A 13,946-nucleotide genomic window follows, 5' to 3' on the forward strand; every position below is an offset into this window, starting at 1 on the left:
CGGCCCGTCGGCCGACCGGCAGGTCCGACCCCGAGCGGGGCGAAGACGTTGCCGGCGAACGGATGTGCCGGCCGGCCGGTCATTGCGATCACTCGGGTGTCCTCGCTAAGGTCAGTGATTGAAACGTTTCAACCCTGTCCGTGCGAGTCGCCTTCCGCCTACTCAGGAGCGGAGCACGCATGTTCGGTCGACGCTGCCCGAAGAACGCCACCTCCTTGATCGCACTGGTCTTCTGCGTCCTCTTGGCACTACCCGTGACAGCGCTCCCACCCGCGACCGCCGACGGTGGGATGACGGTGCACGACCTGCGCGTCGCCGGCACCACCACCCCGCTCGCCGTCGACGACTCCCACCCGGCCCTGAGCTGGCGGCTGCGCTCGGGCGTGCGGGGCGACCGGCAGAGCGCCTACCGCGTGCTGGTCGCGTCCAGGCCGGAACTGCTGGTCGAGGGCCGCGCGGACGTGTGGGACAGCGGACGCCGGACCGGCTCCGACTCCGTCGCGATCCCCTACGCCGGCAAGGACCTCGTTCCCCAGCACCGCTACCACTGGACCGTCCGGGTCTGGGACGCGAAGGGGCGTGCGGCGATCCCGGCTCGCTCCTCGTGGTGGGAGACGGGCACCCTCGGCACGGCCGGGTGGGCAGGGGCGCGGTGGATCACGCCGGACACCGGTGACGCGTACTCGTGGCAGGACTTCACGCTGGACGCCGACGTGGTGCTGAAGTCCGGCGCCGCGAGTCTGGTGTTCCGCGCCGAGAACTCCGACGCCTTCGCCCTGTGGCAGATCAACGCCGTGACCACGCCCGGCAAGGTCGTGCTGCGGCCGCACACCAGGACGAACGGCTCCTACTCGCTGCTCGGCGAGGTCGACCTGAGCCCCGTGCTGACGCCGGCCAACGTCACCGCACCTCACCACGTCCGCGTCCGCGCCGCCGGCGCCACCGTCACCACCTGGGTCGACGACGTGCAGGTGGACGTGCGCGACGTGACCACGACCGGCCGCGGCACGATCGGGTTCCGCTCCTCCACCAGTCAGGGCGTGCCCGAGGTCGCCCAGTACGACAACCTGGTCGTGCGCGACCTGGCCGGGACGGTGCTGTTCACCGACGACTTCGCCACCGCACCGGACCCGCGCTTCCCCGGCGCACCGATCGTCGACGGCCGCCTGGAACCGCGTGGTGACCCCACGCTGCTCGCGACCGAGCCCGGTTCACCGTTGCTGCGCAAGGAGTTCGTGCTCGACCGGGCGGTCGTCAGCGCCCGCGCGCACGTCTACGGGCTCGGGTTCTACGAACTGCACCTCAACGGCGGCAAGGTCGGCGACCACGTCCTCACGCCCGCGAGCACGCCCTACGAGCGGCGCAACCTGTACGACACCTACGACGTGACGTCGTTGCTGCGCAAGGGGGCCAACGCCGCCGGGATGTGGCTGGGCACCGGCTACGGGCCGCGGTTCAGCCCGTACGGCTTCCGCTGGCAGGGACCGAAACAGGCGATCGCGGCGATCGTGGTCACGTTCGCCGACGGCACGCGGAAGACGATCACCACCGACGACTCGTGGCGGTGGTCGGAGAGCCCGATCACCGCGAACGACCTCTACGACGGCGAGAGCTACGACGCCCGCCTGGCACAGAAGGGCTGGAGCAGCCCCGGTTTCGACGACTCGGGCTGGCACGCCGTCCGGACCGCGCAGGCGCCGAGCCCGGTGCTGACCGCGAACGACGCGCCGCCGATCCGAGCCGTGCGGACCCTGCGCGCCACCGCGATCACCCAGCCACGTCCCGGAACCCACGTCTACGACTTCGGGCAGAACATCGCCGGCCGGCCGGAACTGCGGGTCAGCGGACCGGCGGGCACCACCGTGCGCCTGCGGACCGCCGAGGAACTGCGTGCCGACGGCATGCTGGACACCACGACCAACCGGAACGCGGCCGCCACCGACACCTACACCCTCGGCGACTCCCGGACCGTGCAGACGTACGAGCCCAGGTTCACCTACCACGGCTTCCGGTACCTGGAGCTCACCGGGTTCCCCGGAACCCCGGGCCGCGACAGCGTGGTCGCCAAGGTCACCCGCGCCGACGTGACCGCCACGGGCAGCTTCGACAGCTCCGACCCGCTGCTGAACCGGATCGCGCTCAACAACCGCTGGGCGATGCTCAACAACTCGATGAGCCTGCCCACCGACACCCCGGTGCGCGACGAACGCACGCCGCCCGGCATGGACGTGCAGGCCTACCACGCCGCGTCCCTGCGCGAGTTCGACATGCAACGCTTCTACGCCAAGTACTTCCTCGACCTCCCACCCGGCACCGCGCTGCCCAACGACGCGCACAACGCCCAGCAGCCGGACATGGGCGGCGGTTCCGTCTCGCTGGCGTGGTCGCTCTACGAGCAGTACGGCGACAAGTCGTCGCTCGCCAGGAGCTATCCGCTGATGAAGGCCTTCGCCGACGCCAACGCCGCCACCCGCCCGGACCTCGTCTGGCCGGACGACCGCGGCTTCGGGGACTGGTGCCCGCCGGTCCACGGCCCGGACGCCGGTGGGGGCCAGGGCTCCCCGACCGCCGGTGACTGCTTCAGCGAACGGGCGATCGTCAACACCGCGCTGTCGTACCGCCAGACCTCCGACACCGCCGAAGCGGCGGAGGCACTGGGCCTGCAGGCCGACGCCGCGCACTTCCGGCAGCTGGCCGCGGCGATCACGCAGGCGTTCACCGCGCGGTTCCTCGACGCCTCCGGCACGTTCTACGGCAGTGGCAGGCAGACCACGAGCATCCTGCCGCTGGCGTTCGGCATGGTGCCACCGGACCGCGTCGCGGCCGTGGGCGCCCGGCTGGCCGACACGGTGCTGGGCAAGGACGGCGGCCATCTCGACACCGGCATCTTCGGCACCCGCTACCTGGTCGACGCGCTCGCCGAGGCCGGGCGGATCGACGTGGCCGCCACCGTGCTGGGGCAGCGGAGCTACCCCGGGTTCGGCTACCAGATCAGCCGCGGCGCCACGACGCCGTGGGAGCAGTGGACCTACGAGTCCGGCATGGAAACCCATGACCACGCCATGTTCGCCGGCGTCAACGCCACCTTCTACACCCGGCTCGGCGGCATCACGCCCGCGTCACCCGGCTATGCCGAGATCGGGATCGCCCCGCAGGTTCCTCCCGGCCTCTCCCGCGTCTCCACGTCGATCGACACCGTGCGCGGGACCGTCGGCTCCGCCTGGACCAACCACCCGTGCAGGTTCGAGCTCACGGCGACGGTGCCCGTCAACGCCACCGCCACGGTGGTCGTGCCGCTGTTCGGCAGGGAGCGCGTCCGCGCCACCGCCGGTGCGACCGCGCTGGCGAAAGAGGGTGACGCACAACCGTTCTCGGTGGGCTCGGGCACCTGGCGGTTCACGGTGGACCGCTGTGCCTGACCGGGGAGGGGTCACCGCGGTGAGGAACTGACCACCGGACGCGGGCCGGTCCAGCGGAACCGGTCGATGAGGGAGGCGAGGACCGGCACCCGGTTCAGCAGGGAGAACACGCCGTAGCCCAGCACACCGCCGACCACGTTGAAGAACAGGTCGTTCACGTCGGCGAGGTGGCCACCGTTCCCGAGGTTGCTCGCGAAGAACTGGCTCACCTCGACCACGGCGCTGAACGCCGTCGACGCGACCAGCACACGCCACCACGAAGGTGTCGCCAGCAGCAGCGGCACGATCATGCCCACAGGTGCGAACACCAGGACGTTCCCCACCGCGTCACCGACGGTGTAGCCGTCGATCAGACCGAAGTGGACCGTCCAGCCCGACTCCGTCGCCGGCGCGCTCAGGTAGATCGGGAACACCGTGTTCGCGACAACTCCGGCGACGTACACGCAGAGCGCGAGAGCGACGCAGGCACGCGGCACCGTGAGGCCGCCACGCCGGTGCAGGACCCACAGCAGCACCAGAAAAACCACCGCCGCCAAGGGAACCACCACCGGAAGCACCGGCACGGGGTCGAACACGTCCACTTCGCATCGAGTCCTTTCAGGATCCACCACACGGCCGTGAAGCATCAGGGGCGATCGTCCTGCGGGCCGGCCACGCGTCCTGCCACCGACTCCCTTCTACGCAAACCCCCCGCCTTTCGGCGAATCCACCGTCTCGAATGGTCGCCCGACTCGATCGACCGCCGGGCCCGCTGCCGGCCCAGCCGCGGCGTGGACGTTGCTCCGTCAGGCACCGCCCCTGGCCATCAGCCGCCGCCCGATGGCCAGGGTGAGCCGCCTCGGCAGCAGCCTGCCGAACAGGAACACGACCAGCGCGTTGGCCCTGCCGTCGACGACCGCCGGTCCGCTGCCCGACAGGGCGCGCAACACCGTGGCGGCGACCGCGTCGGCGCTCCGCGTGCCGCGGGCGTTCATCGGCGTCTTCGTGGGACCGGGGCTGACCGCCACCACCCTGACCCCGGTGCCCCGGGTCTCGGCCCACAGCGCCTGGGTGAACGAGAGGACGTACGCCTTCGTCGCCGCGTAGACCGCCAGGTGGGGCGCGGGTGCGTACGCCCCCGTGCTCGCGATGTTGACGACGGCCCCGTGGCCGCGGGCGACCATCGCGGGCAACAGGAGCGTGGTGAGCTCGGTCAACGCGCTGACGTTGACGTCGACCAAGGACCGGAACCGCGCCGGGTCACCGTCGAGCACCGGCCCCCGCGCGCTGACACCGGCGTTGTTGACCAGCAGCTCCACCTCGATGTCCTGGTCCGACAACGCCTTGGCCAGCCGCGTGGGCGCGTCCGCGGTGGCGAGGTCGAGGGGGACGGCGCGCACGGTCACCCCGTGGCGCCGGCTCAGCCGCGCGGCCTCCTCCTCGAGCGCGTCCGCACCGCGGGCGACCAGGACGAGGTGGGCTCCCCCGGCGGCCAGCCGCTCGGCGATGGCCGCCCCGATGCCGGTGGAGGCGCCGGTGACGACGGCGAACTTGGCGCGCATCTGCGCTGCTGTGGTCATGGTCTCGACGCTAAACCTTGACGTCCACGTCAAGGTCAAGGTGAACTGGCTCATGCGCATCGGCGAGCTGAGCAAGGCGACCGGCGTCAGCAGCCGGGCTCTGCGCTACTACGAAGAGCAGGGGTTGCTGCGCAGCGAGCGCCGGACCAACGGGTACCGCGAGTACGCCCCCGAGTCGGTCGAGGTGGTCGCGTTCATCCAGGACCTCTTCCACGCCGGTCTGTCCTCCGACGTGGTCCGTGAAATCCTGCCGTGCGCCCAGGACGAGCACCCGCGTGGCGACTGCGCCGGACTCCTCACGCGCGTCCGGCAGGTCCGCGACGAACTCGTGCGGCAGGAACAGCTCATAGCCGAACGCCGCCGCCGGCTGGACACCTACCTCGCCGCCGGCCACGTGTCCCGTTGACCGTGGCGTCGCGCGTCGACCACCATCATGACCGAACGCCACGACGCCGATTCACTTGACGCGCGCGGAAACCTCGTCGAGCGCGGTCGTCTCGTCCGCGGTGAGTTCGAACTCCGCCGACGCCATCAGGGCGGGCAGTTGTTCGACGGTGCGCGCGCTCGCGATCGGGGCGACCACCCCAGGACGCCCGCGCAGCCAGGCGAGCGCCACGGTCGGCATCGCCACTCCCCTGGCGGACGCGATGTCCTCGACCGCCTCGACCACCGCCAGCCCCGCCGCGGTGAAGTACCGGCTGCTGACGACGCGCCGGACGATCTCGCCGAACTCCTGCCTGTTCCTGCGGTTCTTGCCGGTGAGGAACGCGCCGATCAGCTCGAAGTACGGCAGCGCCTTGCGGTACGGGCCGACCTGCCGGTACTTGCCGGTGAGGAAGCCGCTTGCCAGGGCGAAGTACGGCACCGCCACCATCCCCTCCCCGGCCAGGACGGGAGCGATCTCACGCTCGTAGCGGTGCCGCGTCACGAGGTTGTAGTCCGGCTGCACGACCGCCGGCGGCTCGTAGCCCTCGCGGCGGGCGATGTCGAGCCACTCCGCGATCCTCGCAGCGGTGTAGTTCGACAGGGCCACCACACGGATCTTGCCCGCCTTGTGCAACGCGTCGAACGCACCGGCGGTTTCGTGGAGCGGCGTCTTGGGGTCGTCGAAGTGCGCGTAGTAGACGTCGACGTGATCGATCCCCAACCGCGTCAGCGAGGCTTCCAGGGCCGCCGTGACGGTGCCGGCGGCCAACCCCTTGAACGCGGGGTGCCGGCTCACCTTGGTACCGATGACCAGGTCGTCGCGATTCCCGCGCGCGGCCAGCCAGGACCCGATGATCGTCTCCGATTCGCCACCGGAGTTGCCCGGCACGTCCGCGGTGTAGCTGTCCGCGGTGTCGATGAAGTTCCCGCCACCCTCGACGAACGCGTCCAGGACCCGGTGCGACGCCTTCTCGTCACTGGTCCAGCCGAACGTGTTCCCACCGAGCACCAACGGGAACACTTCGATGCCTGAGCGGCCGAGCTGAGCCATTGGAGATCCTTCCGCTGGGGGCGAAGGAGTTCGGGAGCCTTTGCCTGATCCAGGCTATCGAGCCGCGGGAGCGACGCGTCGCTCGGCCCGTCCGGCGGGCGGCAATCGACAGCCGCGAGTGCGCCCTTTGTCCGCAGTGGACGCAAGTCGGCGCGGACATCGTGATCAGGGCGTGTGCGTCCGGTCGACCTTGATGGTGAGGACGACGCGTTGCTGTTCACCGCCACCGAAACCGGGGTAGGGGCGGCCGATGTACTTCTCGGACAGCTCGTCGATGTGCTCCCGGGCTCCGTCCTCGGTGATGTCCACGACGCTGCCGCGCAGGGCCCAGTACCGCGAGGGTGCCGCGGGGTCGGCGATGCCGAGGGCGACCCGCTGGTCACGCCGGACGTTGCGGGTCTTCTGGTGGGTGTCGACCGTGTTGATCAGGACGTGCTCGCCGTCCGTTCCCGCCCAGGTCTGGGAGATCTGCGGCGACCCGTCCGGCATGAGCGTGGTCACGAAGCAGATCGCCCTGCCGTTGAGGACGTCGATCAGGTCGTCGGACAGTGTCGTCATGAGCCGGCCTTCATTTCGCCTGGTCGTGGTAGAGGTGGTCGATGACCGTCTCGTCCGGCCGGTCGCCGGACAGGTCGGCGTGCCGCAGGCCCGCCAGGGCGATCCGCAGGGCACGTCGCCACAACCCCGGGGCGTGCTCGCGGGAGGCGTCCATGACGCTGCCCACCATCACGTGCACCGCGGCGAAGTCGGCCGGCGTCGCCCCGGCCGGCAGCTGTCCCGCCCGGACCGCCCGTCGCACGAGGTCCGCGACCAGCGGTGTCATCTCCTCGTGCGCCCGCTGCACCAGTTCGGTGGCCTGATCGCGGCTGCGGAGCAACTCACCCAGGCCCCGGCTCTGCGCCTCGATCTCGAGTTGCCGTTCGAGGAACCAGGCGAGTCCAGCCCACGCGTCGTCGTACCGCGAGGCCTCGCGGGCGATGTCGATCACCGTGTCGACGTGCTCGCTGAACAGGGCGTCCAGCAGGTCCTGCCGCTGCGGGAAACGGCGGTACACGGTGCCCATCCCGGTGCCGGCGGCCCTCGCGATGTCCTCGTACGGGACGTCCAGCCCCCGCGAGGCCATGAGCTCGCCGGCCGTCCGGAGCAACAACTGGCGGTTGCGCTCGGCGTCCCGGCGCAGAGGGGGAACAGCTTCGGTCACACCTCGGACCCTAGACAAGCGGAAGCAAAATTCCAAGTTGAATAGTTCTTCCACTTACTCCTACGATCACGTCCTCCCTCCTCAACTCCCACGGAGCGCCCCTGTGTCCTCAACACCCGCCCACGACGCCGTCGAGCCGTTCCCGATCTCCGTGCCCGAGGCCGATCTGCTGGACCTGCGCGACCGCCTGGCCGCCACCCGGTGGCCGGACCGCGAGACCGCCACCGACGGCAGCCAGGGACCGCAACTGGCGCGCATCCGCGATCTCTGCGAGCACTGGGCGTCGGACTACGACTGGCGCCGCGCCGAGCGGGACATCAACGACCTCGGCTCGTCCCACACCGTCATCGACGGGATCGACATCCACTTCCTGCACGTCAGGTCTGCCGAGCCGCACGCCGATCCACTGCTGCTGTGCCACGGCTGGCCCGGCTCGATCCTGGAGTTCCGCCGCCTCGCGGGCCCGCTGACCGATCCGGTCGCGCACGGAGGCGACGCCCGCGACGCGTTCCACCTGGTGATCCCGTCGATGCCGGGCTTCGGTTTCTCCGGCAAGCCCACGACGACCGGGTGGAACACCTCGCGGGTGGCCGACGCGTGGATCACCCTCATGCACCGCCTGGGCTACGGCACCTACTTCACCCAGGGCGGCGACTGGGGTGCGGCCGTCGTCGAACAGATCACCCGCAAGGTGCCCGAACGGTGCCGGGGCGCGCACTTCACCCTGCCGCTGGTCTTCCCCACCGCGCAGGAGGTCGAAGAGGCGACCGAGGAGGAGCGCCGGATGATCGCTCGCGCCCAGCACTACCAGGACCGGCAGAGCGCGTACGCCCGGCAACAGGCGACGCGGCCGCAGACGATCGGATACTCGCTCGCGGACTCGCCGGCAGGACTCGCCGCCTGGATCTACACGCTCTTCCAGGACGTCACCGACAGCGGGGGCGTCCCCGAGGAGGTCATCGACCGCGACGACCTCCTCGACGACGTCATGCTCTACTGGCTGCCCAACGCTTCCGCGTCCTCCGCCCGGCTGTACTGGGAGGAGGGTTTCGGCGGCGGCACGCCGACCGGTCCCGGGCAGCCGAACCCCGTCCCCGCCGGTTTCAGCATCTTCCCCGGTGAGGCGGTGCAGGCGTCCCGGCGCTGGCTCGAGCGGCGCTACGAGACGGTGCTGCACCACGCCCGGCTCGACCGAGGCGGTCACTTCGCCGCCCTCGAACAACCGGACGTCCTCACCGAGGAGATCCGGAAGACCTTCCGGCCGCTGCGGACCTCCCGGCCGTGAGCACTCCCGCGACGACCACCGTCCACTCGTGTCACGACACGCCGGGAGGACGTTGCGGCGCAAGCCTCCCGGCCGATCGGCGGGGTCGAGTCCAGCCGGGTGGCGGGTTGTTCCGGACGCCCAGCAGCTGTGAGCAACACCGGCAGCCCACGACGCTGGAACACGGCACCGTACGGGCGCACGACTTCCCAACGCCTGGACGACGTCGCACCAGAACTGACCTCATCCGTCCAAAGAGGAGACTCGTCATGTTCAGTCGAATGCTGAACGCCTTCGGCATCGGAGGCCCGTCCGTCGACACCGTGCTGGACTCGCCGCACGCCGTGCCCGGCCAGCCCCTCACCGGACAGGTCCGCATCCAGGGCGGCAGCTCGGACGCCGAGGTGGGCCAGGTCGTGCTGTCTCTGGTCACCCGCGTGGAGCGCGGCGGCTTCGGCGGCGGTGACGGGCAGGACGACGTCGCGGAGTTCTCCCGGATGGTGGCGCAGCAGGGTCTGCGGGTGCCCGCCGGTCAGCTGGTCTCGATCCCGTTCGAGCTGCCGGTGCCCTGGGAGACGCCGATCACCGCGGTCGGCGGCGCCGCCCTGCCGGGGCTGAGCGTGGGTGTGCGCACCGAACTGGTCGTCTCGGGCGCACCCGACAAGGGCGATCTCGACCCGGTCCTGGTCGGTCCACTGCCCTCGCAGAACAAGGTGCTGGACGCGTTCGGGCAGCTCGGCTTCTCCTTCCGCGGTGCCGGCGTCGAGACCGGGCGCCTGCCCGGCGTCCCGCACGAACTCGGCTTCTACCAGGAGCTCGAGTTCTTCCCGCCCGCCCAGTACGCGGGCCGGGTGAACCAGGTCGAGCTGACCTTCGTGGCCACCGCGAACGAGCTGCACGTGGTCCTGGAGGCCGACCGGCGCCGTGGCGGGTTCTCGTCGGGTGGCGACACGTCCGGCCACCTCCGGCTCTCGCACCAGGAGGCGCAGGTCACCGACTGGGCCGCGGCGATCAGCGGCTGGCTCACGCAGCTCGCCGAGCGTGGTCGGGCGAACCCCGCGTTCGGCGGAGCCGCCCGCAACCCGGCGTTCGGCGGGCAGGCCGGTCACAACCCCGCGTTCAGCGGGCAGGCGAGCTTCGGCGGTCACCCCGGGTACGGCGGTCAGCCAGGGTATGGCGGTCAGCCGGGGTACGGCGGCCGCGGTTACGACCGTGACGACCACGACCAGCACGGTCAGCGGCGTGGGGCGGGCATGGGCGGCATGCTCGCCGCAGGTGCGGGTGGCGTGCTCGGTGGTATGGCGATCAGCAGCATGGCCGAGGAGTTCTTCAGCGACGACGAGGGATGACCGAGCTCGGCACGAGACCCGCTGGCCAGGCGTCACTCCCCCGCAGACGCCTGTCCAGCACCCTTCGCCAGTCCTCAGTGGACTTCCACCCACGACGTGGATGTCCACTGAGGACTGGCGGCGGAACGGACGCCCGGCCCGATCGCCGAGGCGGGAACCTCGCCCACCTGCCCCCGTGTCGTCCCACGACGGGGTTTCCGCCTCACCGCCAGGGTGATCGGCCGCCCCCTGGACGGAGCCGGCCGACCGGGAGGGTCCGGCCGGGTGGCGGGGTGATCACCCCGACCTGACGGATGGATTCGTCACCCTCCGCACGGCCAGATTGGCCGTATGACACAGATGCCACCACCGCAGGACACCTCGGCTGCGCCGGAGACATCGCCTCCGCGGTCCCGGACGCCGGCCGAGCCCGCGTCGTCGACGGGACGCCTGGTCGGGGTGGACCTGGCCCGCGCGCTGGCCGTGTTCGGCATGTACGTCGTGCACCTCGGTCCTTCCGCGACCGAGGCGAGCGGTGTCGGGGCGTGGGTGCGGCACCTGACGGAAGGGCGTTCGTCGGCCCTGTTCGCCACGCTCGCCGGGTTCTCGCTGATGCTGATCGCCGGCCGCCTCGAGCCGAAGACCGGTGTGGCCGGACGGCAGGCGAAGGCGCGGATCGCGATCCGCGCCCTGATCCTGCTCGTCCTGGGCACCGTGATGATCGCGTTCTACGGGGACGTGGTGATCCTCGCCTCCTACGGGCTCTTCTTCCTGCTGGCCATGCCGCTGCTGCGGCTGGGCGCCAGGACGCTCGCGCTCGTCGCGGCCGGGGTCGCCGTCGCCGGTCCGCTGCTGGCCTTCGGCCTCAGGTCGCTGATCACCGACCCGGTCAGGGCTGCCCTGAAGGCCTACGACCCGCTCGCCCAGCTCGGCGGCGCGGGGCTGCTGGACCTCCTGCTCACCGGCTTCTACCCCGCGATTCCCTGGATGGCGTTCATCATCGCCGGCATGGCGCTGGGCCGGCTGGACGTGTCCTCCGGCGACGTGCGGAAGCGGCTGGCCGTGTTCGGTCCCGCTCTCGCCCTGTTCGCCTACGGCACCTCCTGGCTGCTGGCCCGGCTGGTCGACGGCGTCCGGGAAGCCGCGAGCCCCGGCGGCTCGGTCGCGGGCAAGGGTCCGAAGGACCTCGGCGCCCTGGGAGACCTCGGCACCGCCGGTGACGCGATGCCGCCCGGCACCACGGGATCGGTCTGGTCGTTGCTGACCTCGGGGCCGCACAGCGGAATGCCGTTCGACGTCATCGGCTGCATCGGGGTCGCGATCACCGTCGTCGTGCTCGCGATGACGGCGATCGACCGCCTGCCGCTGCTGCGGCGCCTGGCCGCGCCGATCATCGCCGTGGGCACCATGTCCCTGACGGCCTACGTCGGCCACTTCCTGCTGTCGTCCCAGATGTCCGGAAGCGGCGGAGGCTCCGGGAGCGGCTTGACGGGTGTGACCGCCGGGTCCGAGTCCCAGACGTCCTGGACGCCGGTGCTCATGTTCATCCTCGGTGCCATGGCGTTCGCCTTCATCTGGTCCCGCTTCTTCACCAGGGGACCACTGGAGTACCTGCTCAACCTCGCCACCAAGCCGGCCAAGCACGTCCGCTGAGAACTGGCCGCCCCACCGGGCGGAGCAGTGCGGTGGTACAGCGCTCAGCCACGGTTGCACCGGGCGACGAGCGTGCTGACGTCCGGCAGCACGCTCGTCGCCCGGTGCTCGGGTCCCAGGCACGCCCCGCCGGTCGGCGGGCCCGGACCAGCCGACCGGCTGGGCGCACCTGCCAGCTCCCGGATGGCGGGCCGGCACCGGCACTGGGGAGACTGCAGGCCTGCAGATCCACAAAGGAGAAACGCATGATCCGGGTGGTCGTCGTGGACGACGAGGAGCTGGTGCGGACGGGGTTCCGCCTCATCCTGCAGGCGGCCGGGGACATCGAGGTGGTCGCCACCGCGACCGGGGCGCAGGCGGTGCGGGAGATCAGCCTGCTCAAGCCCGACGTCGTGCTGCTCGACATCCGCATGCCCGACGTGGACGGGCTCACGATCCTGCGTCAGCTGCGGGGCCTCACGCCGCCGCCGGTGGTGGCGATGCTGACGACGTTCGACTCGGACGAGTACATCGCGACGGCACTGCGGACGGGTGCCGCCGGGTTCGTGCTCAAGGACACCGGTCCCGAGCAACTCGCGCAGATGGTCCGCACCCTCGCGCACGGCGGCGTCGTGCTCTCCCCCAAGGTGACCCGCACGGTCGTCGACGGCTACCTCGGCTCCGGTGCGGGCTCGAAGGCGTCCGAGCAGGTCGGTCTGCTCAGCGAACGCGAACGCGCGGTGCTCGTGCTGATCGCCGAGGGGCTGTCCAACACCGAGATCGGCGCGCAGGTCCACATCAGCGTGGGCACGGTGAAAGACCACGTCAGCGCCATCCTCACCAAACTGCGCGTGGGCAGCAGGGTGCAGGCCGCCCTCGTGGCGCAGCGCGCGGGGCTGCTCGACGCGACCGAGGAGCCGCGGTGAACTCCCGCCTGCTGGTCCGCGTCGCGGTGCTCGTGCTCGCGGTGGCCGAGGGAGTGCTGACGATGATCAGCGAGGACGATCCGTACGGCCTCGTCCCGATCGCGGTCGCGGTGCTCGCCCTGCTGCTGCTCGAACGCCTGCCGCTGCCGGCGTTCCTGGCGACGTTGCCCGCGGTGCTGTACCCCGGTGCGATCGTCCCGGCGATCATCGGTCTCTACGTGGTGTCCAGCCGCTACCGCGACTGGTGGGTCCTCGCCGGGTGCGGCCTGCTGGCCGCGGTCGGCTTCATCTTCCCGACCACGGACTTCGCTCCGTCCATCTGGGACTCCTACACGCTGCTCGGTGTCATCTACTTCACGATGACCGCGCTCGCCCCGATCCTGCTGGGCCAGTTCCTGCGCTCGCGGCGTGAGCTGGCGCTGCGGTTGGAGGAGGTGAGGGAGGCGCGGGAGCACGAACGCCGGCTCGACGCCGAGGCGATCCTCGCCAAGGAACGCAACCAGCTCGCCCGCGAGATGCACGACGTCGTCTCCCACCAGGTGAGCCTGATCGCGGTGCAGGCGGCAGCGCTCCAGGTCAGCACCGCGGACCCCGACGCCAGGCTGGCCGCCGCGAACGTGCGGCAGCTGTCGGTGACCACGCTCGACGAACTGCGGCACATGGTGAACCTCTTGCGCGCCTCCGGCACCCCGGTCACCGAACTCACGCCGCAGCCCACGCTCACCGACCTCGAACGCCTCATCGGCAACAGCGCGATCGACGCCCGCCTGGTCGGCGCCGCACCGGACGGCCTCGAACCACCCGTGCAGCGCGCGATCTACCGCACCATCCAGGAAGCGCTGACCAACGTGCGCAAACACGCTCCCGGTGCGAGCGCCACCGTGGAGATCAGCCACGACGACACCGACCTCACCGTGACCGTCACCAACACCCGGCCGACCCGGCCGCACCTCGCCCTCCCCAGCGCCCGGCACGGGCTGGTCGGACTGCACGAGCGCGCGGCGCTGCTGGACGGGAAGCTCCACACCGGACAGACGGCCGACGGCGGCTTCCAGCTGCGCCTCAGCCTGCCGCTCGCGGCACACCGCTGAGTTTCTCCGGAAGAGGCCCTGCGGACCACCGGTCCGCAGGGCCTCGTGC

12 protein-coding genes are annotated in these 13,946 nt (G+C 71.0%); 7 read left to right on the forward strand and 5 right to left on the reverse strand.

Annotated elements, in window-relative coordinates; translation table 11 throughout:
• Positions 1-179 precede the first annotated feature (179 nt).
• Entirely contained in the window at positions 180-3,419 is a 3,240-nt protein-coding gene (locus QSK25_RS19935) for a family 78 glycoside hydrolase catalytic domain (RefSeq protein WP_285640205.1), read from the forward strand.
• A gap of 11 nt (positions 3,420-3,430) precedes the next feature.
• Here QSK25_RS19935 and QSK25_RS19940 read toward each other — a convergent pair whose 3' ends face one another.
• Together QSK25_RS19940 and QSK25_RS19945 are read right to left on the reverse strand one after the other, a co-directional pair.
• Positions 3,431-4,000 carry a VanZ family protein gene (locus QSK25_RS19940; RefSeq protein ID WP_285640206.1) on the reverse strand — a complete coding sequence of 190 codons (570 nt, stop codon included), beginning with the start codon at positions 3,998-4,000 and terminating at the stop codon, positions 3,431-3,433.
• 204 nt (positions 4,001-4,204) lie between these two features.
• A complete protein-coding gene (locus QSK25_RS19945; protein WP_285640207.1) occupies positions 4,205-4,978 on the reverse strand; it encodes an SDR family NAD(P)-dependent oxidoreductase in 774 nt (257 codons plus the stop codon).
• On the opposite strand from QSK25_RS19945, the gene QSK25_RS19950 reads away from it, so the two are divergent.
• Positions 4,977-5,384: a MerR family transcriptional regulator gene (locus tag QSK25_RS19950; protein WP_285640208.1), complete on the forward strand. Its 408-nt coding sequence runs from the start codon at positions 4,977-4,979 to the stop codon at positions 5,382-5,384. The genes QSK25_RS19945 and QSK25_RS19950 overlap by 2 nt on opposite strands.
• 51 nt (positions 5,385-5,435) lie before the next feature.
• Here QSK25_RS19950 and QSK25_RS19955 read toward each other — a convergent pair whose 3' ends face one another.
• The 3 genes from QSK25_RS19955 to QSK25_RS19965 form a co-directional block, all read right to left on the reverse strand.
• Entirely contained in the window at positions 5,436-6,455 is a 1,020-nt protein-coding gene (locus QSK25_RS19955; protein WP_285640209.1) for an aldo/keto reductase, read from the reverse strand.
• 165 nt (positions 6,456-6,620) lie between these two features.
• Positions 6,621-7,013: a PPOX class F420-dependent oxidoreductase gene (locus QSK25_RS19960; protein WP_285640210.1), complete on the reverse strand. Its 393-nt coding sequence runs from the start codon at positions 7,011-7,013 to the stop codon at positions 6,621-6,623.
• Between the two features lie 10 nt (positions 7,014-7,023).
• On the reverse strand, positions 7,024-7,656 hold the full coding sequence (locus QSK25_RS19965; RefSeq protein WP_285640211.1) for a TetR/AcrR family transcriptional regulator: 633 nt from the start codon (positions 7,654-7,656) through the stop codon (positions 7,024-7,026).
• A gap of 103 nt (positions 7,657-7,759) precedes the next feature.
• Here QSK25_RS19965 and QSK25_RS19970 point away from each other — a divergent pair, with 103 nt between their 5' ends.
• The 5 genes from QSK25_RS19970 to QSK25_RS19990 all read left to right on the forward strand — a co-directional run bounded on the left by QSK25_RS19970 (position 7,760) and on the right by QSK25_RS19990 (position 13,897).
• Positions 7,760-8,941: an epoxide hydrolase family protein gene (locus QSK25_RS19970; RefSeq protein ID WP_285640212.1), complete on the forward strand. Its 1,182-nt coding sequence runs from the start codon at positions 7,760-7,762 to the stop codon at positions 8,939-8,941.
• A 248-nt stretch (positions 8,942-9,189) separates the two neighbouring features.
• Positions 9,190-10,269, forward strand: coding sequence for a sporulation protein (locus QSK25_RS19975; RefSeq protein ID WP_285640213.1), 1,080 nt, complete (start codon positions 9,190-9,192; stop codon positions 10,267-10,269).
• A 330-nt stretch (positions 10,270-10,599) separates the two neighbouring features.
• Positions 10,600-11,901 (forward strand): DUF418 domain-containing protein, encoded by a 1,302-nt coding sequence (locus QSK25_RS19980; protein WP_285640214.1) that lies wholly within the window; start codon positions 10,600-10,602, stop codon positions 11,899-11,901.
• A 245-nt stretch (positions 11,902-12,146) separates the two neighbouring features.
• Positions 12,147-12,806, forward strand: coding sequence for a response regulator (locus tag QSK25_RS19985; RefSeq protein WP_285640215.1), 660 nt, complete (start codon positions 12,147-12,149; stop codon positions 12,804-12,806).
• On the forward strand, positions 12,803-13,897 hold the full coding sequence (locus QSK25_RS19990) for a sensor histidine kinase (protein WP_285640217.1): 1,095 nt from the start codon (positions 12,803-12,805) through the stop codon (positions 13,895-13,897). The genes QSK25_RS19985 and QSK25_RS19990 overlap by 4 nt, the downstream gene beginning before the upstream one ends.
• Positions 13,898-13,946 lie beyond the last annotated feature (49 nt).

Origin of the sequence: Lentzea sp. NBRC 102530 (assembly GCF_030269365.1) — a bacterium.
GTDB lineage: Bacteria > Actinomycetota > Actinomycetes > Mycobacteriales > Pseudonocardiaceae > Lentzea.